Annotated in this window: 21 protein-coding genes; 11 read left to right on the forward strand and 10 right to left on the reverse strand. The window is 69.0% G+C overall.

The features are described 5' to 3' along the window. Window positions 1-53 precede the first annotated feature (53 nt). From ACH4ZA_RS15620 to ACH4ZA_RS15640, 5 genes are all read left to right on the forward strand, one after another. Window positions 54-2,240 carry an RICIN domain-containing protein gene (locus tag ACH4ZA_RS15620; protein ID WP_398429825.1) on the forward strand — a complete coding sequence of 729 codons (2,187 nt, stop codon included), beginning with the start codon at window positions 54-56 and terminating at the stop codon, window positions 2,238-2,240. A 275-nt stretch (window positions 2,241-2,515) separates the two neighbouring features. Next, entirely contained in the window at window positions 2,516-3,946 is a 1,431-nt protein-coding gene (locus ACH4ZA_RS15625; RefSeq protein WP_359258452.1) for a glycoside hydrolase family 43 protein, read from the forward strand. Window positions 3,947-4,076: 130 nt separating this feature from the next. Next, the gene (locus ACH4ZA_RS15630; RefSeq protein ID WP_359258450.1) at window positions 4,077-5,471 is read left to right on the forward strand and encodes a glycoside hydrolase family 43 protein; all 1,395 of its coding nucleotides are present in this window, start codon (window positions 4,077-4,079) and stop codon (window positions 5,469-5,471) included. 128 nt (window positions 5,472-5,599) lie between these two features. Continuing rightward, complete coding sequence (locus ACH4ZA_RS15635) at window positions 5,600-7,087, forward strand: family 43 glycosylhydrolase (protein WP_398429826.1); 1,488 nt, start codon at window positions 5,600-5,602, stop codon at window positions 7,085-7,087. An 82-nt stretch (window positions 7,088-7,169) separates the two neighbouring features. After that, window positions 7,170-8,615 (forward strand): family 43 glycosylhydrolase, encoded by a 1,446-nt coding sequence (locus tag ACH4ZA_RS15640; protein WP_398429828.1) that lies wholly within the window; start codon window positions 7,170-7,172, stop codon window positions 8,613-8,615. An 870-nt stretch (window positions 8,616-9,485) separates the two neighbouring features. Here ACH4ZA_RS15640 and ACH4ZA_RS15645 read toward each other — a convergent pair. Next, window positions 9,486-10,388, reverse strand: coding sequence for a LysR substrate-binding domain-containing protein (locus ACH4ZA_RS15645; protein WP_398429829.1), 903 nt, complete (start codon window positions 10,386-10,388; stop codon window positions 9,486-9,488). Window positions 10,389-10,462: 74 nt separating this feature from the next. Here ACH4ZA_RS15645 and ACH4ZA_RS15650 point away from each other — a divergent pair, with 74 nt between their 5' ends. The 5 genes from ACH4ZA_RS15650 to ACH4ZA_RS15670 are packed head-to-tail and all read left to right on the forward strand — an operon-like array spanning window position 10,463 to window position 14,424. Beyond that, window positions 10,463-11,128, forward strand: a complete 666-nt coding sequence (locus tag ACH4ZA_RS15650) for an RraA family protein (RefSeq protein WP_398429830.1) — start codon at window positions 10,463-10,465, stop codon at window positions 11,126-11,128. Then, on the forward strand, window positions 11,125-11,805 hold the full coding sequence (locus tag ACH4ZA_RS15655; RefSeq protein WP_059081754.1) for an RraA family protein: 681 nt from the start codon (window positions 11,125-11,127) through the stop codon (window positions 11,803-11,805). The genes ACH4ZA_RS15650 and ACH4ZA_RS15655 overlap by 4 nt, the downstream gene beginning before the upstream one ends. Then, window positions 11,802-12,416: an RraA family protein gene (locus ACH4ZA_RS15660; protein ID WP_398429831.1), complete on the forward strand. Its 615-nt coding sequence runs from the start codon at window positions 11,802-11,804 to the stop codon at window positions 12,414-12,416. The genes ACH4ZA_RS15655 and ACH4ZA_RS15660 overlap by 4 nt, the downstream gene beginning before the upstream one ends. Window positions 12,417-12,424: 8 nt before the next feature. Next, entirely contained in the window at window positions 12,425-13,606 is a 1,182-nt protein-coding gene (locus ACH4ZA_RS15665) for an aminotransferase class I/II-fold pyridoxal phosphate-dependent enzyme (protein WP_398429832.1), read from the forward strand. 5 nt (window positions 13,607-13,611) lie between these two features. Next, on the forward strand, window positions 13,612-14,424 hold the full coding sequence (locus ACH4ZA_RS15670; protein WP_398429833.1) for an alpha/beta fold hydrolase: 813 nt from the start codon (window positions 13,612-13,614) through the stop codon (window positions 14,422-14,424). A gap of 566 nt (window positions 14,425-14,990) precedes the next feature. On the opposite strand, the gene ACH4ZA_RS15675 is transcribed toward ACH4ZA_RS15670, so the two are convergent. The 9 genes from ACH4ZA_RS15675 to ACH4ZA_RS15715 all read right to left on the reverse strand — a co-directional run bounded on the left by ACH4ZA_RS15675 (window position 14,991) and on the right by ACH4ZA_RS15715 (window position 24,682). Next, window positions 14,991-16,541 carry an amino acid permease gene (locus tag ACH4ZA_RS15675; protein WP_398429834.1) on the reverse strand — a complete coding sequence of 517 codons (1,551 nt, stop codon included), beginning with the start codon at window positions 16,539-16,541 and terminating at the stop codon, window positions 14,991-14,993. A gap of 435 nt (window positions 16,542-16,976) precedes the next feature. Further along, entirely contained in the window at window positions 16,977-17,801 is an 825-nt protein-coding gene (locus ACH4ZA_RS15680; RefSeq protein ID WP_398429835.1) for an HpcH/HpaI aldolase/citrate lyase family protein, read from the reverse strand. Continuing rightward, window positions 17,798-18,667: a hypothetical protein gene (locus ACH4ZA_RS15685; protein ID WP_398429836.1), complete on the reverse strand. Its 870-nt coding sequence runs from the start codon at window positions 18,665-18,667 to the stop codon at window positions 17,798-17,800. Before ACH4ZA_RS15685 ends, ACH4ZA_RS15680 begins: the two co-directional genes overlap by 4 nt. 42 nt (window positions 18,668-18,709) lie before the next feature. Beyond that, a complete protein-coding gene (locus tag ACH4ZA_RS15690) occupies window positions 18,710-20,074 on the reverse strand; it encodes an MFS transporter (RefSeq protein WP_398429837.1) in 1,365 nt (454 codons plus the stop codon). Window positions 20,075-20,123: 49 nt separating this feature from the next. Continuing rightward, window positions 20,124-21,590: an aldehyde dehydrogenase gene (locus tag ACH4ZA_RS15695; protein ID WP_398429838.1), complete on the reverse strand. Its 1,467-nt coding sequence runs from the start codon at window positions 21,588-21,590 to the stop codon at window positions 20,124-20,126. 15 nt (window positions 21,591-21,605) lie between these two features. Beyond that, window positions 21,606-22,199, reverse strand: coding sequence for a thiamine pyrophosphate-dependent enzyme (locus tag ACH4ZA_RS15700; protein WP_398429839.1), 594 nt, complete (start codon window positions 22,197-22,199; stop codon window positions 21,606-21,608). Further along, entirely contained in the window at window positions 22,199-22,735 is a 537-nt protein-coding gene (locus ACH4ZA_RS15705) for a thiamine pyrophosphate-binding protein (RefSeq protein WP_319366555.1), read from the reverse strand. The genes ACH4ZA_RS15700 and ACH4ZA_RS15705 overlap by 1 nt, the downstream gene beginning before the upstream one ends. Before the next feature lie 143 nt (window positions 22,736-22,878). Next, window positions 22,879-23,691 carry an alpha/beta fold hydrolase gene (locus tag ACH4ZA_RS15710; RefSeq protein WP_398429840.1) on the reverse strand — a complete coding sequence of 271 codons (813 nt, stop codon included), beginning with the start codon at window positions 23,689-23,691 and terminating at the stop codon, window positions 22,879-22,881. Between the two features lie 37 nt (window positions 23,692-23,728). Further along, window positions 23,729-24,682, reverse strand: coding sequence for a LysR family transcriptional regulator (locus tag ACH4ZA_RS15715; RefSeq protein ID WP_398429841.1), 954 nt, complete (start codon window positions 24,680-24,682; stop codon window positions 23,729-23,731). A 130-nt stretch (window positions 24,683-24,812) separates the two neighbouring features. Here ACH4ZA_RS15715 and ACH4ZA_RS15720 point away from each other — a divergent pair, with 130 nt between their 5' ends. Then, a complete protein-coding gene (locus ACH4ZA_RS15720; protein ID WP_319366558.1) occupies window positions 24,813-26,012 on the forward strand; it encodes a CaiB/BaiF CoA-transferase family protein in 1,200 nt (399 codons plus the stop codon). The last annotated feature ends 19 nt before the right edge of the window (window positions 26,013-26,031 follow it).

The raw sequence follows: 26,031 nt of genomic DNA on the forward strand, positions 1-26,031 counted from the left end.
ACACAGGCACCAGGTTATTCACCCGCCACCGCCATGAGCTCAGAGGACCTGCAATGACAAGACCCTTGGTACGGAAGGCTTTTGCGGCAGCGACGGCCGGCTGCGTCGGCGTGGCAGTGGCCCTTGCCTCCGGGACGAGTGCGTCGGCATATCAGCCGAGCTCGTCGAATCTGTATGCGGCGGACAATTCCGCCGCCTGCAACAAGAGGCCCTGTGTCCTTTACCCGAAGTCCGCCCAGTTGCCGGGTGGCCGGATCGTGGCGTCGTTCGAGAACAGCCAGAGCGCTCCGGTGGGACAGACGCTGCCCGTCTACAAGAGCGACGACGACGGCACGACCTGGCAGAAGCTGACCGATGTGAAGCCGCCCGCCCAGCTGTCCAGTGACCCCCAGTACGCGAAGTACACGAGCAACTGGACCAACCCCTACTTCTACGTGCTCCCGCAGGACGTCGGAGACCTGAGTGCCGGCACGCTGCTTCTGGCGAGCGTGGTCTCGGGGGACGACTACTACTACAAGGAGAAGAAGGCCGGCGACCCCAATTGGGCGCCGACCGGTAACGGTGACCGCAAGGACGTGGCGATCGCCCTGTACGCCAGTACCGACCAGGGTGCGACCTGGAGCGTCGAGAACATCATCGCCACCGGCAGCTGGCAGGGCGGGACCGACTCGAGCGCCAACACCAACCGGCAGCAGGACCCGGTCTGGGAGCCGTACCTGCTCGCCCGCAACGGCAAACTCGTCGCCTACTACTCCGACGAGAACGACTATCTCAGCTACGACACCACTACCGGCATACCGGTCCTCGACCCGGACAACGACACCGCGCCGGACTCGGACGGCCAGATCCTCGCGCACAAGGTCTGGGACGGCCGCAGCACGTCCTGGAGCCAGCCGGTCGTCGACATGGCAGGTACCACGGTCAGTCGGGGCAACGGCAAGACACAGATCGGCGGCAAACGCCCGGGCATGACGACGCTGGCCCCGACGACCGACGGCAAGTGGATCATGACCTACGAGTACTTCGTCGGCGGACCGGACGTCCGCTACAGGATCGCGGACGATCCGCTGAAGTTCTACGCCGCCGCCGACCACCCGATCACCGAGCTGCCCGTGCCGGCTGGTGGGCGCACGCTGCCGACCGGCGGTAGCCCGGTGCTCCAGCCCCTGCCGGACGGACGGATCGTGATGAACGCCGCCGGTGACAAGAACGTCTGGGTGAACGAGTCCGGCCGCAGTGACGGCACCTGGAAGGAGTACCAGACGCCGATCGCCGCCGGGTACAGCCGCAACCTCCAGTACGTGGACGGCACGGGACGCGTCCTGATCCTCCAGGCCGCGTGGGCGGGCGGCAGCGTCGGTCCGGTGAAATACGCCGAGGTCGACCTCGGCCGGTCCGCCGGCGCCTACAGCACCCTCGTCAACCGCGCGACCGGTCAGGTCCTCAGCCCGGACGCCGGAAAGACGCAGGACGCGAACCTCACCGGGAACGCGCCCGACCTCGTCCTGCGCGACAAGGATGCCGCGGACGACACGCAGCGCTGGCACGTGACGGAGAAGGGCGGCAACGTCTCCCTGCTCAACAAGGCCGGTGGCCGCTCGGTCGCCGTCTGGACCGGCAGCGCGACAGCAGGGCAGCGCCTGGCCCAGTGGGTCGACGACGGAGCCACCGACAAGCAGTGGACCCTCGTCCCCTCGACCGACGGCTACTACAAGATCCGATCGGTCCGTAACACGAGCCTCTTCATGACGGGCGCCGCCCAGGGCGGACCCGTCACCCTGCAGGCGTCGATCAACGCGGCCACGGACCCCTCGGCGGACGACGCACAGGAGTGGCAGCTCGTCCAGGACCCGGCACCGGCGAACCCCTTCACGCTGAAGGGCGCCAACTCGGGTCGCTGCCTCGATGTGCCCAACGGGCAGACAGGCGTGCAGGTACAGATCTGGGACTGCTCCGGGAACCAGAACCAGACCATCACGCAGACCGCCGCAGGTGAACTCCGCGTCGCGGGCGACTGCCTGGCCGCGGCCGGTGACGGCACCACCGCCGGTACCAAGCTGATCCTCTGGACCTGCAACGGCAAGTCCAGCCAGAAGTGGTGGTTCCGCATGGACGGCTCCGTCATCAACCGTTCCAACGGACTCGCGATCGATGTGAAGAACTCGGCGAGGGCCAACGGATCGCCGGTCCAGCTGTGGACGGCTCTCGGCAACGCCACGCAGAAGTGGAGCCGAGGCTAGTCAGCGGCGGCGCGCGGACACATCGAGCGGGTCGGCCCTGAGGACATCTTCTGGGCCCTGTGATTCGACGCCTGCCCATGGCCGGCGCGGGGTGCCCCTCCCCGTGCCGGAGGTGTCTACGGTCCTGATCACGCACAGGCGAACCGACTGTTCGGCGGTTACTCGGCAGAGCGCCGCGTCGCGCGGCAACAGATCCCCCAGCGGCGCAGAGACCGCGAGCGCCCCCTCGACTCCACTTTCACCTGATCGTGGCCCCAGAAAGACAAGGTATGCACATGTCAATGCTTCGAGCCCGGCTGACGGCGATACTGGTCGCCGCCTGCCTGCTTTTCACCGCCCAGGTCCTGACCACGCCCCAGCGAGCCGCCGCCGCCGATCCGGGCTATCTGATGGCGCACTTCATCGGGGAGGGGGCGACGGGGCAGCAGATCTACTTCTCACACAGCTCGGACGGTCTGAACTGGAGCGACCTCAACGGCGGGGGCATGGTCCTGCGCTCCACGGTGGGCACGCGCGGGGTGCGTGACCCCGCTCTGGTCCGTTCTCCCGACGGGAGCAGGTACTGGATCATCGCGACCGACCTGTGCATCGGCTGCGGGCAGTCGTGGGGTGACTCCACGTCCAACGGCAGCCGCAATCTCGTGGTGTGGGAGTCGAGTGACCTGGTCACCTGGTCGCAGCCGTGGCTGCTGAACGTCGCCGGCGCGATCCCCGACGGGCGCAACGCGTGGGCGCCGGAAGCGATCTGGGACGAGGACACCAATGACTACGTCCTGTACTGGGCGACCAACGCCACCCTGGGCGGCGTGCTGAAGCACCGCATCTACTACGCCCGCACCTCGGACTTCCACACCATCACGACACCGCAGCTGTACATCGACCGCCCCGGCACCCAGGGCATCATCGACACCCAGATCATCGAGCAGCCGACGGGCGTCGGTCAGTACCGCTACGTGCGTGCCTCCGGCGACGGTCAGATCACCCTCGAGGGCAGCAACTCGATCTTGGGTACCTGGTCCACCATCGGCAACCTGTCCGGCATCGGCCTCACCGGCGCCCAGGTCGAGGGCCCGATGTGGATGAAGTTCCGTGACCGCAACGAGTGGGCCCTCTACCTCGACCAGTACGCCACCAGCCGCGGTTACATGCCGGTCCTGTCCACCGACCCGTCCACGTCGAGCAGCTACCGGCTCCCGGCGTCGGGAAGCTACTCCATGGGTGGGACGAAGAAGCGCCACGGCGAGATCCTGACCCTGACGGCCGCCGAGGAAAGCCGGGTGCAGGCGCGCTACGCCAACGTCGCCCCCAAGCGGCTCCAGTCCTTCAACTTCCAGGACCGCTACGTGCGGCACACCAACTTCGATGTCCGCATCGACCAGAACATCACCAGCCAGGACGCCCAGTTCCGGCTGCGGCCCGGCCTGGCCGGCTCCGGCACCGTCTCCTTCGAGTCGGTCAACTTCCCCGGCTACTTCCTGCGCCACACCAACTTCGACTTCCAGCTGGTCTACAACGACGGCACCGCCCAGTTCGCCGCCGACGCCACCTTCCGGCAGGTCGCCGGACTCGCCGACTCCTCCTGGTCGTCCTTCCAGTCGTACAACCACCCCGACCGCTACATCCGCCACTACGCCTTCGAACTGAAGCTCGACCCCATCACCACCGCCACCGCACGCAACGACGCCACCTTCCGCGTCACGAGCTGACCCGACAGGGAAGCCGGCGCCGGCCCGGCAGGTCGTTCCCCTCGGTGCCGTCTTCATCACTGAGGTCCGTCGTAGCCGGGCGGGTGGCGTGTGCCACCCGCCCGGCCTCTCACCGAGAGGAAGAGAGAGCATGTTGGCTCGATTGATCCGAAGATGGGCGTTCCTGGTCGCCCTGACCGCGATCGTCGCGGGTGTGGTCGCACCCGCGCAGACGGCCGAAGCGGCTGATGCCGATTCCGCCTACGTGATGGGCTACTTCAAGGAGTCGATCAGCGGAGCGGGCAACGTCAACGCCCTGCATCTCGCCGTCAGCGACGACGGCCGGGAGTGGACGCCGCTCAACGACAACAACGCGATACTCACCCCGACCGCGGGCACCAAGGGTATCCGCGACCCGTTCCTGTACCGGCTGCGGGACGGCAGCTGGGTCGCGCTCGCGACCGACATCGCCGTCGGTGGAAGCTTCACGCAGCCCAACCCGAACATCCACGTCTGGACCTCACCGGACCTGGTGAACTGGTCGGCGGACCGGCTGCTCAAGGTCAACGCCACCAACGCGAACTCCTACAGCTGGGCCCCGGCCGTCCACTGGGACCCGGTCCGCGGCGCCTACGGCATCACGTTCACCACCGTGCCGCAGGGCTTCTCGCACTCGGTGATCGCCGCCGCCTACACGACCGACTTCGTCACCGCCACCGACCCGGTGGTGTTCTACGACACGGGCTCCGGCATCCTCGACTCCCACGTCGTCACCGACGTCGACGGATCCAACTACCTCTACTACAAGAGCAACGCGACGGGCCGGCTGGCCGGCGCGCGGTCGACGTCGGTGGAACCGGGCAGCTTCACCAAGTACACCGAGGGCGTGGCCGAGAACCGGTGCACCGAGGCCCCCACGCTGGTGAAGTCCCTCACCTCGTCCACCTGGTCGCTGTGGGGTGACACCTTCTGCCCCAACGCGAAGTTCGACCTGTGGCAGGGCGACCTGGTGTCGGGGATGTGGACCAAGGTGGGCCGCCAGTCCTACACCGCGCCGCTGAATGCGAAGCACAACACCATCCAGCCGATCACCGCGGCCGACCGCGACCGGCTCCTCGCCCGGTACGGCGGCACGAGCTGGAACCTGCTGAAGTCCTACAACTTCCCCGGCCACTACGTCCGGCACGCGAGCTTCGTCGGTCGCATCAGTGAGATGCCCTTCGACCCCTACCAGGACGCGCAGTGGCGGCTGCGGCCCGGGCTGTCCGACCCGAACGCAGTGTCGTTCGAGTCGGTCAACTTCCCCGGCTACTACCTGAGACAGGACAACTTCGAGATCAAGGTCGCCCGAAACGACGGAACGTCGGGCTTCGCCACCGACGCCACGTTCACCCGTGTCGCCGGCCTCGCCGACGGAACCTGGTCGTCGTTCCGCTCGGCCCGCTTCCCGACGCGCTACCTCCGGCACTCGTCCTTCGTGCTGAGGCTCGACGAGATCTCGACCGCGGCCGGCCGGGCGGACGCCACCTTCAAAGCCGTCTACTGACTCAGCTGACTCGCCGGGCGAGCCCGCCGTACCGCGGTCGACCGGGTACGGCGGGCCCTCCGCCCACCTCTGTCCGATGTTACGCACGACGTTCGAATTCTCGAACGCACTGCCGAAGGGGACCTTCCGTGTTCCGCACCCGTCACTGGTTCGTACTCGGGGCAGTTCTGCTGACCCTGTTCGCTTCACTGGTCACCACGCAGCCCGCCGGCGCTGCCGACGGCCGACCGTTCACCAACCCGGTCAAGTCGCAGAAGGGCGCCGACCCCTGGCTGGAGTACTACAACGGCAACTACTACCTGATCACCACGACTTTCACCGGCGTCCTGACCATGCGGAAGTCGCCCACCCTGGCCGGTCTCTCCACCGCCGCCGGCGTCCAGGTCTGGAGCGACACCAACCCGGCTCGCAACAACAACATCTGGGCGCCGGAGCTGCATTTCCTCGACGGCCACTGGTACCTCTACTACTCCGCCGGCCCAGCCGGAGTCGCCTGTTGCGACTCCCAGCGCACCCACGTCCTGGAAAGCGCCGGTACGGACCCCATGGGTCCGTACACGTACAAGAACATACTCACCGGCTCCAACCTGTCGACCGGTGGCTGGCTCATCGACGCCAGCGTGCTCAAGCACGACGACAAGCTGTACCTGGTGGGCAGCGGCTTCATCAACGGCAGTACGCAGAGCCTGGTCATCGCGCCGATGAGCAACCCGTACACGCTCAGCAGCCAGACCTTCAACATCATCTCCAGCCCCACCCTGAGCTGGGAGAGATCGCGCACCCCGGTCAACGAGGGGCCCGAACCCCTCTACCACGACGGTCGGACCTTCCTCACCTTCTCCGCGAGCTTCTGCTCCACACCGGACTACAAACTGGGCCAGCTGGAGCTGACCGGCAGTGACCCGCTCCTTGCCTCCTCCTGGACGAAGAAGCAGACCCCCGTCTTCCAGCGCGATGACGCGGCGGGCGTCTACGGACCCGGTCACAACGGGTTCTTCACCTCACCCGACGGCACCGAGAACTGGATCGTCTACCACGCCAACGACACCACCAACGGAGGCTGTGGCAACGGCCGAACCACCCGGGCCCAGAAGTTCACCTGGAACGCCGACGGCACCCCGAACTTCGGCACCCCGGTCGCGCTCGGCACCACCCTGCCCGGCCCTTCCGGGGAGACGGCACTCACCCCGACCTCCTACCAATTGGTGAACCGCCACAGCGGTAAGTGCCTGGACGTCGCGAACGGCGGCCCCGCTGACGGCACCAACATCCAGCAGTGGGCCTGCCATACGGGCGCCAACCAGAAGTGGCGCGTCGAGGACCAGGGCAACGACACCAGCAGGCTGGTGAACGTCGCCACCGGCAAGGTCATGGACATCGCGAACTGCGGCTCCGCCGACGGCGCCGACATCCGGCAGTGGTCCTGGCTGAACAACAACTGCCAGAAGTTCCGGCTCGTGCACACAGCCACCGGCGACTACGTCCGGATCGTCAACGAGGCCACCGGCAAGGTCGCCGACGTCGCCAACTGCTCCACCACCGACGGCGCCGACGTACGCCAGTGGACCTGGCTGAACAACGACTGCCAGCAGTGGCAGCTCAGGCCCGTCGCCTGAGCAATCCCGAGTGGTGGCCGCCGCTTCCCCCTGGCAGCCACCCGTCTTCCCCTTCCACGCCTGACCCCAGGAGATCCGCCCCATGACCCGTCCCATAAGCCGCCGCGCGCTGACCGCGGGGGCCATCGCACTGGTCGTCTTCGCCACCACCGGTGCGCCCGCCCGCGCTGCCGCGCCGGCCTCCTCGGCCGCGAACTTCACCAACCCGGTCGCGCTCCAGCGCGCCGATCCGCACGTCTTCAAGCACACCGACGGCTTCTACTACTTCACCGCCACGGTACCGGCGTACGACAAGATCGTGATGCGCCGGGCCACCACCCTCCAGGGCCTCGCCACCGCCCCCGAGACCACCATCTGGACAAAGCACGCCAGCGGTGAGATGGGCGCCCACATCTGGGCCCCGGAGATCCACTTCATCGACGGCAAGTGGTACGTCTACTTCTCCGCCGGCTCCGCAGGCGACAAGTGGAAGATCCGGATGTACGCGCTGGAGTCCAGCGCCGCGAACCCGCTGACCGGCCCCTGGACCGAGAAGGGCCGCATCACCACCAACTGGGACTCCTGGTCCCTGGACCACACGACCTTCGTCAACAACGGCACCCGCTACCTTGTCTGGGCGCAATCCAACCCCTCCGGCCCCGGCGGCATCTACCTGGCGAAGATGTCCAACCCTTGGACGATCACCGGAGAGCAAGTACGTCTGTCAACCCCTGAGTTCGCCTGGGAGAAGCAGGGATTCGACGTCAACGAGGGCCCGGCCGTCCTGCAGAGGAACGGCAAGATCTTCGTCACCTACTCGGCCAGCGCCACCGACGCCAACTACTGCCTCGGCATGCTGACCGCCAACGCCACCGCCGACCTGACGGATCCCGGGTCCTGGGCCAAGAGCAGCGAGGCGGTGTTCAAGAGCAACGACGCCACCGGCCAGTACGGCCCCGGCCACAACTCCTTCACCGTCTCCGAGGACGGCAAGTCGGACATCCTCGTCTACCACGACCGCAGCTACAAGGACATCAGCGGCGACCCGCTCAACGACCCCAACCGCCGCACCCGCTTCCAGAAGCTGTACTGGAACGCCGACGGCACGCCCAACTTCGGCATCCCTGTGGCCGACGGCGTCACCCCCGTCCGCTTCTCCTCGTACAACTTCCCCGACCGCTACATCCGGCACGAAGGGTTCAGGGCCAAGACCCAGGTGAACGTCACCAACCTCGCCGACTCTCAGTTCCGCGTCGTCCCCGGCCTAGCCGGCACCGGCACGGTCTCCCTCGAGTCGGCCAACTTCCCCGGGTACTACCTGCGCCACAAGAACTTCGAGGTCTGGGTCGAGAAGAACGACGGCACGACCGTCTTCAGAAGCGATGCCTCCTTCACCCAGCGCGCCGGCCTCGCCGACTCCGCCGACGGCATCTCCTTCGAGTCGTACAACTTTCCCGCCCGCTACATCCGCCACTACAACAACCTGCTCTACGTCCAACCGGTCAGCACGACACTCGACCGGCAGGACGCCACCTACTACGCGGAGTAGCAAGCTCACCGCTCGCGACACCACGGTGCGGTCGACGCCCTCCCGTCACGTGGGGCTTCGCGCCGCCGTCAGGCGCGTCGCGAGCGCCGTAACGCGCCTGACCAGTGCGTCTGGGCCGGACCTGGTCATAGCGTTGAGCTCGATGCTCGCCGTTCCGTGAGGGAGGGAACCTGACGGCCCGCCGCGCCCCGGAAGCCGCGGCGGGTGCGACGGTGACGCCGAGCCCGCACTCGGCCGTGGCGATTGGCGAGGTCATCGACGCTGCCCAGTGGTTGGGGACGGGGCTGAGCCACACACAGGCGTCGCCCGGTAACTGTGCCGGGACCGCAGGTACCGACCGGCTGGACAAGGTTTGGATTTGTCCGTTGTCCACGGCTGACGCATTGGTGATGATCGGCACCGGCCTCATCTGTGGTTCCCGCGTCTCACGCCGCTGTACCTGCGTATGGGGGCAACGTTCGTCCACGACTGGCTGGCCCTGCTCATCGGTCCCTGGTCGGCGGCCCTATCCGGATGGCGTCCCGGGATCCCGAGGTACGCAGCGGGCTGCGTACCGGCCTCGTTCCTCTCCCGTGGGCCAAGCGCCACCACCCGCTGTGGGAGAGAGAACAGCCGGTGACCACCAGCCGAGGAGCAGATCGGTGCCGCGCCGACGCCGTGAAGCAGGCGGTGGCGGATGCCGGCTCCGGTGACGCAACCATCGTGTGCCGGATGGCCGCCAGTGGTGCGGAGCGGACGGCGTTCGCCTGTTCGCCGACGAAGGAAGCGCACCGAGGCTGTCACCGGTGTTGACGATTGAAATGCGCCAGGGAGTCAGCCGTTTCCGATCAGTCTGAAAGTCGAGTACGACGTCTGATTGTTCGCCCGGAGTCAGTCGTGCGGCGGCGCCGACGCTGTGGTCAGTTGCGACGCGATGGCGCTGAGGCGTTCGGCCAGCGCACCAGGTTCGGACCTCGTCATGGCGGCCAGTTCGATGGTCGCCGTCGCGTGACGGAGTGCTCTGAATCGTACGGCGGGGTGTGACGCGGACGCGGCGGCCGGTACGACGGTGACGCCGAGCCCGCACTCGACCATGGCGATCTGCGAGGTCACCGACCGTGCCCAGTGGTTGGGAACGGGGCTGAAGCCGGCGGCTCGGCACATGGCCGCCATGGCGTCGTGGTAGTCGGGCGAGATGTGGCGGTGCAGCCACACCCAGGCGTCGCCCGCGAGGTCCGCCAAATCCAGTGGACCGGCGTCGTCCGCCGCCGGGTGACCCGAGGGGAGGGCCGCCACGAACCTGTCGGCGTAGAGCGAGGTTGCCGTGGTGCCGCGGACCGGGGCGGTCTGGCGGACGATCGCCCAGTCGAGCGAGCGGTCGAGGAGGCCCGGGCCGGCCTCGTGGGTATCGATTTCCCGGGTGCGGATCTCGACGTCCGGCAGCGCCTCGTGGAACCGCTTCAGCACAAGGGGCAACGGCCAGGAGAACGCCGAGGTGACCGCACCCAGGGTCAGTCGCCCACCTTGTCCGGTGGCGGCCTGGCGTGCGGCGATCTCCGCCTCCTCGGCCTGTCGGACCAGTGCGCGGCAGTGGTCCAGGAATACGGTCCCGGCGGGGCTGAGGGCGGCCGACCGCTGGGTGCGGTGCAGCAGTTCGCAGCCGAGCTGCTGTTCGAGCTGCTTGATTGCCTGGGACAGCGGCGGCTGGGACATCTGCAACCGCTGCGCCGCGCGGCCGAAGTGGAGCTCTTCGGCGACCGCGACGAAATAGCGGGCCTGCCGGATCTCGACCATGATTCGCTCAGCCTCTTACTGATAGTGGAAATCAGACCTTCCGAATATAGCTGGTGGCTGTTGAAGTGGAAGCCATGAGCAACTCATCTCTCCTGGACCGCTTCGCGGCACTCGACTCCGCCGCGGTCAGCGACGCGCTCGACCAGCTCGGGCTCCCCTCCGGAGTCGGCGGCATCCGTCCGGTGTGGGGTCCCGCAGCAGTGGTGGGGTTCGCTGTCACTGTGGGGCTCGAACCGCGCGCCGAAGGACCGGCCGGAGCCCACATCGCCACCACGGCCGTCGAGAACGCGGACGGCCGGAGCGTGATCGTCGTCGACAACCAGGGCCGCACCGACGTGTCGTGCTGGGGCGGCATCCTGAGCCTGGGCGCTTCCCTGCGCGGTGTGCGCGGCGTCGTCGCCGACGGTGTGTGCCGCGATGTGGCAGAGGCCCGTGAGCTGGACTTCCCGGTGTTCTCGCGGGGGGCGGTCCCGGCCACGGCGCGGGGCAGGCTGCAGCAGCGCTCCACCGGCGAGCCGGTCAGCGTCGCCGGGCTCACGGTCGAGCAGGGCGACGTCGTCCTCGCCGACGAGACCGGTCTCGTCGTCGTCCCCCGGGACCGGGCCGAGGAAGTGGCCGAGATCGCCACCGCGATCGTCGCCCGGGAGCGCGCCATCGCTGACGAGGTGCGCGCGGGCGCGCCCCTCTCCCAGGCCATGCACGACGCCCGCCTCGCCGGAGAGAAGGAGTCGGCCCGATGAGTGACCTCACCGCCCCATCGAACCTCGCCACCGACCTGCCCACCGCGTCGGTCTCCGACGCCCTCGACTCGCTCGGGCTCCCGGGATCCCTGCACGGCATCGGCGCGCTGCGCCAGGGCCAGAGGACGGTCGGACCGGTCTTCACCGTCACCTACGAACCGGTCGACGAGGCCGGCGGCACGGTGGGCGACTTCCTGGACGACGTCCCCGCCGGCGCGGTGATCCTCATCGACAACGCCGGCCGCACCGACTGCACGGTATGGGGCGGCATCATGAGCCAGATCGCCCACGCGCGCGGCATTGCGGGCACCGTGATCCACGGCACCTGCCGTGACGTCGCCATCGCGACAGACGCCGGCTACCCGATCTGGTCGGTCTCCCGTTTCATGCGCACCGGCAAGGACCGCGTCCGGGTGGCCGCGGTTCAGACGGCCGTCACCATCGACGGCGTCCTCGTCCATCCCGGCGACATCCTCGTGGCCGACGACGACGGAGCCGTGGCCGTCCCGGCCGCCCGCTGGGACGAGGTCGCCGGCCTCGCCCGCCGTATCGACCGCGTCGAGGACGCCATCGTCGACTCCGTCCGCACCGGTGCCACGCTTGCCGAGGCGCGTGCGCGGCACGGCTACCACTCGCTCCAGACCCCGAACGACCAGACCCGGAAGGACCCCTCGTGAGCACGCATGACCCAGCCCGTGGCCACTCCAGCGCGACTCTGTCCGAGGCGTCCGGACTGCCCGTGGCCCTGTCCCCCCAGATCCGGTCGCTGTGGTCCGGTGCCCGGCTGTGTGGCCCGGCCTTCACCGTGCAGGGCGCCGGCGGCGACAACCTCGCCCTGCACCACGCCGTACTGCAGGCCCCATCCGGGTCGGTCCTCGTCGCCGACCTCGGCGGCGCCCGCTTCGGCCACTGGGGCGAGATTCTCACGGTGGCCGCCCGGCAGCGCGGGATCGCGGGCCTCCTCATCGACGGCGGCGTCCGCGACGCGGCGGAGACCGAGGCGCTCGGCTTCCCGGTCTTCTCCCGCAACAACTCCATCCTCGGCACCCGCAAGGACTTCCGCGGCGTTCTCGGGCGCCCCGTCAAGGTCGGTGGCGTCACGGTCCACACCGGCGACCTCGTCGTCGGCGACGTCGACGGAGTCGTGGCGCTCCCGGCGTCCGACACCGAGCGGATCCTCGACCGCGCCGACGCGCGCGTGGCCCACGAGAACGAGCTGATGAAGCAGCTTCGGGAAGGCCGCAGCACCCTTGACCTGTACAACAACTTCGAAACTGCCGGGCGGTGACGACACCCATGACGGACAACCCGATCTTCGCTGTGGCCGCCCAAGCCGAAGCGCTGCGGGCCAGGGGCGCGGACGTCATCACACTCGCCGCCGGTGAGCCCCAGGCCGCCAGCAGTGCCGCGGTGGTGGAGGCCGCCATGGCCGCGGTCCGCGACCCCGCCACCCACCACTACGGGACCGCCCAGGGCGACCCGGCCCTGCGCGCGCTCGTCGCCACCACCGTCGCCTGTGACACCCGGCTCCCCTGGAGCGCGGACGACGTCCAGATCGCCCTCGGTGCGAAGCACGCCCTCTTCCTCGCCACCCAGGCATTGATCGACGCCGGTGACGAGGTCCTGGTCGCCGCGCCCGGCTGGCCCGGGCACGCCGAAGTCGTCACCGCCGCCGGCGGTGTCGCCGTCCCGGTCGCCACCGACGAGGAGTTCCGGCTCCTGGCCAAAGCCCTCGACCGCTGCCGTACCCCGCGCACCCGGGCGGTGATCCTCTCCAGCCCGGGCAACCCCACCGGGGCCGTCCACCCCGAGGCGCGGCTGCGGGAGATCGCCGACTGGGCGCACCAGCACGGCATCTGGGTCATCAGCGACGACATCTACCGGGCGTTCGACTACACCGGGACCTACCGGTCGATCCTGCGGGTGGCTCCGCAACTGCGCGGCCGTACCGTCGTCGTCGGCGGAGTGTCCAAGGAACATGCCATGACCGGCTGGCGCGTCGGCTGGCTCGCGGCGCCGCCGGAGGTCATCGCCTCGGCGCGACGGCACGTGTCCCGCACCATCACCCATGTCCCTACGGTCAACCAGCGGGCCGCCCTCGCCGCCCTGGGCGACACCGGCACCCCCGTCGAGGCCGCACGCGACTACCGGCGCCGGCGCGCGCTGCTGGTGGAGGCGCTGAACGGGATCGACGGCATCGACTGCCCGCTGCCCGACGGCGGCATGTTCGCCTTCCCCGACGTCAGCGGACTGCTCCGCGACCGCGGCTGGGCCGGCAGCGCCGACCTCGCCGCGTGGCTCCTCGACACGGTCCATCTCGCGGTCGTACCCGGCGAGGCGTTCAACGCGCCTCGACACATCCGCGTGTGCTTCGCTGTCGACGACGACACGCTGATCACCGCCATCGAGCGACTGCGGACCGCCTTCGGAACCACGGTGCGAGAGACGGCCGCGCAACAACTGGAGGAGGTCCGATGAGCCCGGTGAGAAAGCTTGAACGCTTCACGCTCCCTCTTACCGTCGGCGCGACCCGCGTCGAGGTGTCCGGCCTCCACCGCGGTGGGACCGGCACGCCCCTGGTCTTCCTGCACGGCTTCGGCTCGACGAAGGAGGACTACGCGGACGTCGTCCATCAGACCGCGCTGGCCGACCGGCCCGTCCTGGCCTACGACGCGCCAGGCTGCGGCGACAGCACCTGTGCGGACCTGGGCGCCGTCTCCATCCCCTTCCTCGTCTCCGTCGCCGAACGGGTCCTGGAGGCTCGGCAGATCGACCGGTTCCACGTCGTCGGGCACTCGATGGGCGGCCTGACGGCGCTCCTGCTCGCCGACGGCGACCCCGGCAGGGTCGCGAGCTTCACCAATATCGAGGGCAACGTCGCACCCGAGGACTGCTTCCTCAGCCGTCAGATCGTCACCCACGCCCACGACGATCCCGACGAGTTCCTGGACCTGTTCGCCGAACGCGTCGCCGGCTCCCGCTTCTACGGCGGCGCCCTGTATGCGTCGAGCCTTCCCCAAAAGGTCCGGGCCGCAGCGGTCAGGGCGATCTTCGAGTCCATGGTCGACCTCTCCGACCACGGCAAGCTGCTCGACCGGTTCCTCGGGCTCCCCACGCCGAAGACGTTCATGTACGGGGAGCAGAACAACACGCTGTCCTACCTCCCCGCCCTGGCCGAAGGCGGCGTCGAGCTCGCCGAGATCGAACACTGCGCCCATTTCCCGATGTACTCCAACCCGCCGCAGATGTGGGCCCGTATCGCTGACCTCGTCTCACGCGCGGACGCCGGCGCCTGACGGCTCGGGCCCAGAGACGACGTCGGCCGTGCCGGCGGCGACGTCCAGCCGCCACAGGACCGACTCCGCACGAACCCCAACGGCCCCGTCGACGTCACCGTCGACGGGGCCGTCCTGTCGGACGGGAGCCCTCGGGACAAAGGGACCGGCTCGGCGGCCTCCGCCTCGTGAACAGCACGGAAGTCCGGAGTCGGGCACCGGGCAGAGCGTGGCCTGCCAGCGGGTTTCCGAGTGGGCCTCGGTGACGACGGACGGCAGGAAAGAGCACTCATGACCGGCTCGGCCGTCGCTTCGGCGTCGGACAGCTCTCGCGTCGTCCCGAAAGCCTGTGCACAGACGCGTTGTTCCGCGCCCGTACGGACATGGGGCGACGGCACTTTCGGCGCTAGGGCGTTTGCGGTTCGGTCCGTGGCTTCGTCGACGGGACGACCAGTCCCCGGGGCCTCGCCGAGTTCCTGCTCGCTGCCGGTCGGGATCGGAACGGGAAGGGCGGTTGTGTGCCCCGGTCGAGGCACACAACCGCCTACCGCCGTGATCGGTCTCACCGCGGCGACGAACCGAGGGAATCAGGTCGTGCCGGAGGAATCGAATCCCGCCGATTGGGCCGGTACGCCGACGGGCGCGACCCGGCTGTCGTGCCCCCTCCTCTGACTCGCTATCAGGGCGATGCGGTCACGGCAGAGAAACCACCCACCGACGAGTGCGGGAATGACAAGCAGGAGGGAGAACATCGTATAGGTACCGACCGGATAGTCGAGTCCGATGAGCACGAGCACGGCGGCCAGGAAGGCAAGAGTCAGATACGAGGTGTACGGGGCTCCGAACAGCCGGAACTTAGGCCGTTCCACGCTTCCCTGTTCAGCCATTCGGTACAGCTTCAACTGGCAGAGCACGATCGTTCCCCAGCTTGCCAGAATGCCCAGAGAGGCGATGTTGAGGACGATCTCGAATGCCTGGGACGGGACGACCGCGTTCAAAGCGACCCCCACCAGCGTCACGATGGCGGTGAGCGCTATTCCGCCGTAGGGCACGCCTGACGGGGTCATGCGTGCGGCGTACTGCGGCGCCGACCCGTTCTTGGCCATGGAATGCAGGATGCGGCCGGTGGAATAGAGACCCGCGTTGAGCGACGACAAAGCGGCCGTGAGAACGACCAGGTTCATGATCGCGTCGACGCCGCTGACTCCGATGGAGCCGAAGAACGTGACGAACGGGCTGGTTCCGGCCTGATAGGCCGTGTACGGCAGGAGCAGGGTCAGCAGGAGCACCGATCCGACGTAGAAGATCGCGATGCGCAGGATGACGGAGTTGACGGCCCTAGGAATGATCTTGCCTGGCTCCTCGGTCTCGCCCGCGGCCGTGCCGAGGAGTTCGATTCCCGCATAGGCGAACATCACACCCTGGACGAGGACGACCGCCTGCAGCACTCCGTTGGGAACCAGCCCTCCGTGGTCACCGATGACGCTGAAGCCGACCTCGTGGCCGTCGACAGGAGTCCCGAAGATCACAAACAGCGTCCCGACGACCAGGAAGGCCACGAGCGCCAGCACCTTGATCAGGGCGAACCAGAACTCCATCTCACCGAACACCTTGACGGACAACAGGTTCAGCGTCAGTACCACGACCAGGGCGGTCAGGGCCCACACCCACTGGGGGACCGAGGAGATCGGCTCCCAGTACTTCTTGAAGAAGTTCATGTACAGGGCCGCCGCCGTCACATCCACGATGGAGGTCATCGCCCAGTTGAGCCAGTACAGCCAGCCGGCGGTGTACGCCGCCTTCTCGCCGTAGAACTCACGGGCGTACGAGACGAACGACCCGGATGACGGACGGTGCAGAATCAGTTCGCCCATCGCCCGAAGCATGAGGAAAGCGAAGAACCCGCAGACGGCGTAGATGAGGATGAGGGACGGACCCGCCTGGTTCAGGCGTCCGCCGGCCCCCATGAAGAGACCCGTTCCGATGGCGCCACCGATTGCGATCATTTGGATCTGACGATTTTTCAGAGCTTTGCGATATCCCGACCCTTCCGGGGCCGAGCCCCCTTCCGGTGGAGAGCTCGATGACCCCGGAATGGATGGAACGAGGTCAGGTGGAGTTGGCGACGAATGGCTCATTGAATTCCTCCGGGCAGGGAAAGAGGGTCGGCGCACCTCAGCCGTAGACTGCTTGGCTTGCGTTCTCGTTCTGGACTTCTGGCCCAGATCGCGTTCTCTGAATGCTGGAATTCCCGATAGGCGAGGGGCCGGGGCGTCGGCGTGGAGTGGGCACCATTAAAGGGCAAGCCATTTATGAGGAGAAGGTCCGATCTCGTCTCACAATGAGAGGCGGCGCAACTCGCCGATCCTCAGGGCGGGCTCCCGAAGACGGTGCCTGGAACCCGTCCTTGGACCACGCCCGTCGCGAGGGGCAGTGCGCGGTCCCGGCCACCTGGCCACAGTCAGCCTCACGAGTGAGGCGGCGCAGGCACATGTGAACCACCCCGACTGCACCGCCACCACCCGGCACGTGCGTCGTACTTCGTCACACCCGCGCTCGGAGCACCAGCCCTGTCAGGTTGCGGGGTGCGGTCCGTGCGGTCCGTGAGCCTGTGCCAGGACGCGTCGTGCGCGTTCCAGCACCGGCTTGTCGACCATCTGCCCGTCGACCGTGGTGACCGCGTCCCCGGCGCCGAGGACCGCGCGTGCCCACCGCACTTCCTCGGCCGAGGGCGCGAACCCCTCGGCCACTCGGGGGAGTTGGTACGGATGGATGCAGAGCTTGCCTGTGAAGCCCAGCCGTCGGGCGTGGGCGATGTCGGCGGAGAGCGTGTCCATGTCCCGTACGGCGGTGGTGACGCCGTCGACGGGCGGGGAGATGCCCGCTGCGGCCGAGGCGACGACCACTCTGGAGCGTGCGTAGGCCAGGGCCGTGTGATCGTCCTGAGCGATGCCGAGTTGGGCGGCCAGGTCGACGTTGCCGAAGGCGGCACGGGTGACGCCCGGTGCGGCGCACACCTCGCGCGCCCGTTCCACGCCGAGCGCGGTCTCGACGAGTGGGACGAGGCCGCATCGGCCGGCAGTCCGCGCGGCCAGGTCGGCCAGTACGGCGGAGTCCTCCGACTTGGGCACCATGACCGGGCAGCCGTGGTCGGCCGCCACGCGCAGGTCGGCCTCAGACCACGGGGTCCCGGGCGCGTTGATCCGCACGATCGCGCGGTTGCCCAGGGCGAGCCAGGCCGCGGCGTTGGCGCGGGCGCGGTCCTTCTCCTCGGCGGCGACCGCGTCCTCCAGGTCGATGATCACCACGTCGGCGCCGGAGGAGGCGGCCTTGTCGAAGCGGTCGGGCCGGTGTCCCGGCACGAAGAGGAGGCTGCGGGCGGAGAGCACCGGGATCATGCGAAGGTCACCTCCGCCCCGGCGTGCCGTTCCTCCCGATGGGTGGCGACGCGCAGTTCGGCGCGGTCGCCGCGAGGCGTGCCGCAGACCAGGAGGTGTTCGCCGGCGAACACGGGCCGACGCAGCCGGTACGACAGGGAGCGCACCTGGCGGTCGGGGGCGTGACGGCGGGCGAGTTCCAGCATCAGCAGGGCCAGCAGGGGGCCGTGGACGACGAGTCCGGGGTAGCCCTCCTCACCCCGGCAGTACGGGGCGTCGTAGTGGATGCGGTGGGCGTTCGCGGTCAGGGCGCTGAAGCGGAAGAGCAGGGCAGGGTCAGGGTGCAGGGGAAGCTGCCACGGCTCGTCCCCGTGAGGGGCAGTCAACTCGTCGACGCTGGAAGAGTGTTGTCCGGTGCTGCGTCCGGAGCGGTAGACGATGTCCTGCTCCTCCACGAGGCAGGTCCGCCCGTGCTGGCGGAACTCGCGGCGCTCGGTGACGAACAGCATCTCCCCGGTGCGCCCCCGCTTGGCGGTCACGGAAGCGAGGGAGTTGTGACGTTCGGCGGGTACGCCGAGGCGGAGCGGCTCGGTGATCTCGCAGCGGCCGCCCGCCCACATGCGCTGCCGGTGGGGAAGGGGCGGCAGGAAGTGTCCGTTCGCCGGGTGGCCGTCGGCGCCGAGTTCCCGCCCGGCGGGCCAGTTGAGGAAGTAGAGCCACTGCCACAGCGGAGGGAGCGGCTCTCCGGCCCTCGGGCCGGGGCCGGGGAGGTTCAGGACCGCCGACAGGGCCGCCGCCGGGCCGGCGTCCAGCGGGTCCTCCTCCTCGACCGGCCCCGGAGTCCACGACTCCACGTAGGTGCTGAGCGGGGGTGGGGTGGGCTGCATCGTCCTTCCGTCCTTGAGGTCTTGCGTGCGGCTGGGCTGTGGTCAGGTGAGCGGTGCCGTCTTCGGCCGGGGTCGGGAGGCGGGTGTCTCGGCGGCCTCCAGGAGCGAGGTGCGGGACGGCTCGGGTACGAGGAGGGTGGCCAGGAAGGTCAGCGCGATGCACCCGGTGACATACCAGAAGAAGACCGTCTCGTGGCCGCTGTTCTTGAGGCCCAGGGCGATGGGTTCGGTCATCCCGCCGAAGGTGGCGGCGACCAGGGCGTGCGGGAGGCCGATGCCCAGGGCCCGGACCTTGGTGGGGAACATCTCCGCCTTGATGATGGCGGCCAGGGCCGAGTAGCAGCTGACCAAGGTGAGGGCGATCGTCATCAGCAGGAAGGCGATCCACGGACTACCGGTGCGGCCGAGGACGGTCATGATCGGGACGGTGAGCAGCATGCCGCCGACGCAGAAGACGAACATCACCGGGCGTCTGCCTACGCGGTCGGACAGATGGCCGGCCACAGGCTGGAGCAGCATGAACACGAACAGGGCGGCGAAGCCGATGACGGAGACCGTCGACTTGGGGATGCCCGCCGTGTTCACCAGGTACTTCTGCAGGTAGGTGGTGTAGGTGTAGAAGGCGACGGTGCCGCCGATGGCCAGCCCGAACACGGCGATCAGCTGGCGCGGGTACTCGGCGAACAGAGCCCGCAACCCCTTGCGCTCCTTGACGTCCGCCTCCTGCGCGGCGGCTTTCGCCTGTTCCTCCTGGAAGTGCTGCGACTCCTCCATGGTGCGGCGCAGGTACATCACGACCAGACCGGAGACGGCGCCGATCACGAAGGGGATGCGCCAGCCCCAGCTCTGCAACTGGCCCTCGGTCAACAGGTTCTGCAGCACGATCATCACGAGCAGCGCCGCCAGCTGGCCGAGCACGATGGACACGTACTGGAAGCTGGAGTAGAAGCCCCGTCGGCCGGGCGGGGCGATCTCGGCGAGGTAGGAGGCGCTGGAGCCGAACTCGCCGCCGACGGACAGTCCTTGGGTGAGCCTCGCCAGCACCAGGAGGGCCGGTGCCCAGAGGCCGATGGCGTCGTGGGAGGGGGTGAACGCGATGGTCAGCGAGCCGATGCTCATGAGTGTGACCGACAGGGTCAGTGCCTGGCGGCGGCCGTGCCGGTCGGCGTATGCGCCGAGCAGCCAGCCGCCGAGCGGACGTATCAGAAAGCCGACGGCGAAGACGACCGCTGTGGACAGGAGTTGGGCCGTCTGGTTGCCCTTGGGGAAGAACACGGACGCGAAGTAGATGCTGAACGTGGCGTAGATGAACCAGTCGTACCACTCGACGAGGTTGCCCAGACAGCCACGTACGACGTTGGCGGTGACCCGGGTCGGTGCGGGGACGGGAGTGCTGGACTGCGACATGGGAAGCTCCGTTGCTCGTGTCGCCGGGGAGATGTCTTTGTGGGGCCTTTCAGCGCAGGACGAACGGATTGCCGGTGGCCGCACCGGTGTTGATCCAGACGCTCTTGTCCTCCAGGTACGCCGTGACGGCGCCGATGCCGTTCTCCCGGCCGATGCCGGAGTCCTTGAAGCCGCCGAAGGGCGTCAGGTAGCTGACCGCGCGGTAGGTGTTGACCCAGACGGTGCCGGAGCGGATGCGGTCGGCCATGCGGAAGGCGCGGCCGATGTCGCTGGTCCAGACGCCGGCGCCGAGGCCGTAGCGGCTGTCGTTGGCGAGGGTGACGGCCTCGTCCTCGTCGTGGAAGGGGATCACTGCGAGGACGGGACCGAAGACCTCCTCCTGGGCGATGCGCATGCTGTTGCGTACGCCGGTGAAGACGGTCGGCTCGACGAACCGGCCCTTGTCGCCCGCGGCCTTGCCGCCGAGCGCGAGCCGGGCGCCTTCGCGCTGCGCGATGTCGATGTAGTCGAGGATCTTTGCGTACTGGGCCGGGGTGGTGATGGGTCCGACCTGGGTGGCCTCGTCCATGGGGTCGCCCATCCGGGCGGTGCGCGCGAGGTCTACCAAGCTGCCCACGACCTCGTCGTGCACGCTCTGCTGCACCAGGAGCCGGGAGCCGGCGATGCAGGTCTGCCCGGTGGCGGCGAAGATGCCGGAGACTGCGCCGTTCACAGCGGCGTCCAGGTCGGCGTCGGCGAAGACGATGTTGGGCGACTTGCCGCCGAGTTCGAGGCTGACGCGCTTGAAGCCGCGTGCGGCGGCCTCGTTGATGCGGCGGCCGGTGGTGTCCGAGCCGGTGAACGTGATCTTGCGGACGAGGGGGTGTTCGACGAGGGCGGCGCCGACGTCCTCGCCGAAGCCGGTGACGACGTTGACCACGCCGGGCGGCAGTCCCGCCTCGTGGAGGAGCCGGACCAGTTCGAGGGTGGAGGCCGAGGCGAACTCCGACGGTTTGACCACCACCGTGCAGCCGGCGGCCAGGGCCGGGGCGATCTTCCAGGCAAGCAGCAACAGCGGTGAGTTCCACGGTGTGATGACCGCGACGACCCCGACGGGTTCCTTCTTCGTGTAGGCGAAGTAGCCCTTCTTGTCCAACGGGGGGACGGTGCCCTCGATCTTGTCGGCGAGCCCGCCGTAGTAGTGGAACCACTGGGGGACGTAAGTCAGTTGGCTGTACATCTCCGTGAACAGTTTGCCGTTGTCGCGGACTTCGGTCTCCGCGAGGCGGCGGGCGTGCGCGGCGATGGTGTCGCCGAGCCGCCGGAGCAGCGCGCCGCGGGCGCTAGCGGTGAGCTCGGCCCAGGGTCCGCTGTGCAGGGCGCGGTGGGCGGCTCGGACGGCGTCGTCGACGTCTTCCGCTGTGCCCTTGGCGATCTCGGCCCATGGGGTGCCCAGGTAGGGGTTGTCGGTGGGGAACCATTCGCCCGCGCCGGGCTTCCGGTTCTCCCCGTCGATGAACATCTCGTAGCGCTGCATGGCGAGTCCTGTCGGCTAGAAGGTGCTCAGACCGAGTGCGGCGCGGAAGGAGTTCTTGTTGGCGACGCCGTCGCGGGGCGGCAGGGCGCGCGGCGGCTCGTCGGTGGTGATCAGCACCTGCGCGTACGTCGTCGCCGCGCGCGCCTTGATCCGCAGGGCGAGGTCCTCCGTCCGGTCGGCGTCGGTGATCCGCACGACATCGCGGATGCCGAAGCCCTGGGCGACGGCCATGAGGTCGGTGCCGAGCCCGGTGTGACTGGGCTGCATACCGGTTTCGCCGAAGTGGGCGTTGTCCAGTACCACGACCGTCAGGTTGGGCGGGAGTACGGCCCCGATGGTGGCCAGGGCGCCGATGCCCATGAGGTGTTCGCCGTCGCCGGTGATGGCGACGACCGGGCGGTCCGGCCGGGCCAGGGCGAGGCCGAGGGCGAGCGGGGCGGCGGCGCCCATCGCGCCCCAGAGGTAGAACGTGCCGGGGCGGTCGCCGGCGGCGAACACGTCGTAGCTGGGCGAGCCGAGGCCGGTGACGATCAGGGCGTCCTCGGGGAGGCGGCCGATCAGGTCGGCGACGAAGCGGCGCCGGTCGAGGCGGGGGAGAGCGGCGGTCATCAGTTGCGCTCCCACTTCTTGCGGCCGATCAGTTTCTGTCCGAGGAGCACGGCGACGCGCTCACCGGCCTCGAACACCGAGTCCAGAGCGGCCTCGACGGTCTCCGCGACGTCCTCGGGGTCGTCGGCCCGCAGGACGGTGATGCCCATGAGTTCCAGGGCCTGCTGGGTGGTGCGGCCCATGGGGCTCTGCCACGGGTTGAACTCGGCGTACTCGCCCCGCATCGTCACCAGCGTGAGGAAGGGGAACCGGGCCATCTGCGGCAGGGAGAACATGTTGACGCAGTTGCCGACGCCACTGCTCTGCATCAGCAGTACCGCCCGCTGACCGCCCAGCCACGCCCCGCTGACCACGGCGACCCCTTCCTCCTCGGTGGTCAGCACCACGTCGTGGATGTCCGGATCGCGTCGGGCCTCACGGATGGTGTGGGAGTGACCGGAGTCGGGGACGTAGGCGATCTGTTGGACTCCGTGCTTCTTCAGCGCGGTGAACACGTCCTCCTGCCAGGAGGGTGCCGGGGCATGTGTCTGGCTCATCCGTTGCGACTCCGCTGATCGGTCGGCTCAAGGTGCCACACATCATGAGTGCTGATGGATGAGGTTGGACAATAGAAATGCGTGATATCCGCATGCCTTGCTCGCATAGCGGGAGCCGCGGGCCCCGATGGCCCGTGGTTCGGCTACGACCGCTCGCCTTCGCCGAGGAACGCCTCGACGAGCGGACCGGCCTCCGTGCGGCACTCCTCGAAGTAGGCGTGGCGGGCGCCAGGGAACAGACGCGTCCGGGCGTCGGGTATGCGGGCGGCGAGCAGGGGGAGGTTGTCCGGCGGAGTGAGCCGGTCCTGGTCGCCGTGCAGGATCAGCGTGGGGGCGGTGATGAGAGGGAGGGCGTCCCAGGCATCGTGCCCGTTGCTGGCGACCAGATGGCCGTGGCGGGCGTGCGGGGGCATGCCGGAATCGCCGAGGGTGGTGTACGGGCCGGGGTGGGTGGCGCGCCAGGCGGGGGAGTACATCAGGTCGGTCAGCGCCTGCCGGGCGGCCTCCGGGTCCGGTTGGGCCAGGGCCCGTCGGACTGACCTGTCGCGCTCGACGGCGTGCGGGCCGCCTGGCGAGGTGCAGCCCAGGACGAGCCGCCGCACGCGGTCCGGGTGGCGGGCGGCCACCCACTGGGCCACGCGTCCGCCCATGGAGGTGCCGTAGACGTCGGCCCGCTCGACGCCCGCGTGATCGAGGACGGCGATGACATCCTCGGCGAACTGTTGCGTGGAGTAGGGCCCGCGTGGCTTGTCGCTGTCACCGGTGCCGCGCTGGTCGAGGGTGATGGTGGAGTGCGTGGCGTGGAAGTCCCCGCGAACGGCGTCCCACCAGTGGTGATTGTTCGCCTGCCCGGCCAGGAGGACGAGCGGATATCCGCAGCCCTGGCGCTGGTAGGACAGCGCGATGCCGTCCTGGGCGCGGGCGATGGCGGTGGACCGGGGGCCGGTGTCGTTCATGGAGGTTCCTTCGACGGTGTTCTCGGGGTGCGGGGCGTCACTCGTCCTCGGCGGCGGCATCGGTGCCCTGGATCCGGGCGGACGGCCATCTGCCCTCGCCCACCGCCGAGTTGATCCTGCGGACCAGTTCACGCGCGACGACCTCCACGGCGGGCGGGGTGCGCCCGGACCGCGGAGTGCCGAGGACGATCGACCGCCACACGTCGGGCTCGCTCAGCGGCGCGGCGCTCAGGGTGCCCTGTGCGACGTCCTCGGCGATGCCCACGCCGGGCAGCACCGTCCAGCCGTGCCCCGCACGGACGAGTTGCTTCTGCACCCGCATGGAGTTGGTCTGCACGACGACGTCCAGGGCGGAGTCGGCGCGCACCGCCGCCGCGTCGATCAGTCGGCGCAGCGCATGCCCCGAGGCGGGCATGACGAGCCGATGCCCCGCCGCCTCCGCGAACGGCACCGGACGGTCGGCACGCAGGCCGGCCGACGGCGGAGCGACCGCCCACAGACGCTCGCGCACCAGCGGGTGGGCGTTGAGCGAGGGCGTGCTGTCCAGGTTGTAGAGCAGGGTCAGATCCAGGTCGCCGTCGTCGAGCCACTGCTGGAGGTGACCCGAGTAGGCGGTCATCAGTCGAAGCTCGACGCCGGGATGGCTGCGGGCGACAGCGGTCACCAGCGGCTCGGAAAGCAGGTCGCTGGTGCTCTCCAGCAGGCCGACGGTGACGATGCCGGACACCTCGCCCGGGGCCGGTTGCACCTCGGCGCGGGCGCGCTCCAGCTCGTTCAGGGCCCGCCGGGCACGGTCGACCATGATCGAGCCCGCCTCGGTGGGGCGCATGCCCGTCCCGGTCCGCTCGAAGAGGTCGACGCCGAGTTCCTGTTCAAGGGTGCGGATCTGCCGGGTCACCGCGGGCTGCACCAGATGCAGCAGCGCCGCGGCGCGCGTGACGCTGCCCACCTCGGCGACCGTGACGATCGCCTTGAGCTGCTTGACGTCCAAGAGGGGCCTTCCTTCCGCAGCCATCCGGTGTGTGCATGGGGGTATCACGCAATGCTATTTCACTGGCATCACCATGAGCATTCATGATGGTAGCCCCGGTTCGGGACCCGCATCCCCCTGGAGGTCATCCATGACCGAGCCCACCGAAGCGCTGCCGCTGGCCGGCCTGACCGTCGTCAGCCTCGAACAGGCGGTCGCCGCCCCCTTCGCCACCCGCCAGCTGGCCGACCTCGGTGCCCGGGTCATCAAGGTGGAGCGGCCGGGCGGAGGCGACTTCGCCCGCCGCTACGACACCACCGTGCACGGCGAGTCCAGCTACTTCGTGTGGCTCAACCGGTCCAAGGAGTCCGTCACGCTCGACCTGAAGTCGGACGCGGGAAGAGCCGTCCTGGAGCAACTCCTCGCAGACGCGGACGTGTTCGTGCAGAACCTCGCCCCCGGCGCAGCCGCACGCATGGGCCTGGGCGCTGATGCGCTCGCCGAACGATTTCCCTCCCTCATCCCGTGTTCCATCTCGGGCTACGGTTCCAGCGGCCCATGGGCCGAACGCAAGGCGTACGACCTGCTGGTGCAGTGCCAGACCGGCCTGGTCTCGCTCACCGGCAACGAGCACGGCTCCGCCCGTGTCGGCGTCTCGATCGCCGACATCGCCGCAGGCATGTACGCCTACTCCGGCATCCTCACCGCGCTGCTCACCCGCGCCACCACCGGCGTCGCCCGTGCCGTAGAGGTCTCGCTGTTCGAGGCACTGGCCGAGTGGCTGAACCAGCCCGCCTACTACACCCGTTTCGGCGGCACCCAGCCCCCGCGCCTCGGCACCCAGCACGCCACCATCGCCCCGTACGGCGCCTACACCGCCGCCGACGGCAAGGCGGTGCTGTTCTCCGTCCAGAACGAGCGCGAATGGGCCGCACTGTGTGACCGGTTCCTCGGTCTGCCAGGGCTCGCCGCCGATCCGCGTTTCGCCGGCGGCTCCTCCCGGGTCGCCCACCGTGAGGAGTTGAACGCGATCGTGGCCGAGCGGTTCGCTGAGCTGGACGGCGACGAGGTGATGAAGCTGCTGGACGCGGCGGGCATCGCCAACGCCGGGGTGAACGACGTGACGGAGTTCCTGGAGCACCCGGTCCTCGGCGGCCGGGACCGCTGGCGGGACGTACGGATTCCCGGCGGAGCCACGGTGCCGGCGTTGCTGCCGCCGACAGACCTGGCGGGCCTCGCGCCGCGCATGGATCCCGTCCCCGCGGCGGGCGAACACACCGAGACGATCCTGGCCGAGCTGGGGTACGGCACGGCCGACATCGACAGCCTGAGGGCCGAACGCGTCATCTGAACCGCCTTTCGGCACCCGC

It is taken from the genome of Streptomyces sp. NPDC020597, assembly GCF_044335095.1.
Classification (GTDB): Bacteria; Actinomycetota; Actinomycetes; order Streptomycetales; family Streptomycetaceae; genus Streptomyces.

Bases quoted from the DNA above. Each gene is read 5' to 3' on its own strand.
- ACH4ZA_RS15620 (WP_398429825.1), top strand. From the start codon at position 54: ATGACAAGACCCTTGGTACGGAAGGCTTTTGCGGCAGCGACGGCCGGC.
- ACH4ZA_RS15625 (WP_359258452.1), top strand. From the start codon at position 2,516: ATGTCAATGCTTCGAGCCCGGCTGACGGCGATACTGGTCGCCGCCTGC.
- ACH4ZA_RS15630 (WP_359258450.1), top strand. From the start codon at position 4,077: ATGTTGGCTCGATTGATCCGAAGATGGGCGTTCCTGGTCGCCCTGACC.
- ACH4ZA_RS15640 (WP_398429828.1), top strand. From the start codon at position 7,170: ATGACCCGTCCCATAAGCCGCCGCGCGCTGACCGCGGGGGCCATCGCA.
- ACH4ZA_RS15645 (WP_398429829.1), bottom strand. From the start codon at position 10,388: ATGGTCGAGATCCGGCAGGCCCGCTATTTCGTCGCGGTCGCCGAAGAG.
- ACH4ZA_RS15650 (WP_398429830.1), top strand. From the start codon at position 10,463: ATGAGCAACTCATCTCTCCTGGACCGCTTCGCGGCACTCGACTCCGCC.
- ACH4ZA_RS15655 (WP_059081754.1), top strand. From the start codon at position 11,125: ATGAGTGACCTCACCGCCCCATCGAACCTCGCCACCGACCTGCCCACC.
- ACH4ZA_RS15665 (WP_398429832.1), top strand. From the start codon at position 12,425: ATGACGGACAACCCGATCTTCGCTGTGGCCGCCCAAGCCGAAGCGCTG.
- ACH4ZA_RS15675 (WP_398429834.1), bottom strand. From the start codon at position 16,541: ATGAGCCATTCGTCGCCAACTCCACCTGACCTCGTTCCATCCATTCCG.
- ACH4ZA_RS15680 (WP_398429835.1), bottom strand. From the start codon at position 17,801: ATGATCCCGGTGCTCTCCGCCCGCAGCCTCCTCTTCGTGCCGGGACAC.
- ACH4ZA_RS15685 (WP_398429836.1), bottom strand. From the start codon at position 18,667: ATGCAGCCCACCCCACCCCCGCTCAGCACCTACGTGGAGTCGTGGACT.
- ACH4ZA_RS15690 (WP_398429837.1), bottom strand. From the start codon at position 20,074: ATGTCGCAGTCCAGCACTCCCGTCCCCGCACCGACCCGGGTCACCGCC.
- ACH4ZA_RS15695 (WP_398429838.1), bottom strand. From the start codon at position 21,590: ATGCAGCGCTACGAGATGTTCATCGACGGGGAGAACCGGAAGCCCGGC.
- ACH4ZA_RS15700 (WP_398429839.1), bottom strand. From the start codon at position 22,199: ATGACCGCCGCTCTCCCCCGCCTCGACCGGCGCCGCTTCGTCGCCGAC.
- ACH4ZA_RS15705 (WP_319366555.1), bottom strand. From the start codon at position 22,735: ATGAGCCAGACACATGCCCCGGCACCCTCCTGGCAGGAGGACGTGTTC.
- ACH4ZA_RS15710 (WP_398429840.1), bottom strand. From the start codon at position 23,691: ATGAACGACACCGGCCCCCGGTCCACCGCCATCGCCCGCGCCCAGGAC.
- ACH4ZA_RS15720 (WP_319366558.1), top strand. From the start codon at position 24,813: ATGACCGAGCCCACCGAAGCGCTGCCGCTGGCCGGCCTGACCGTCGTC.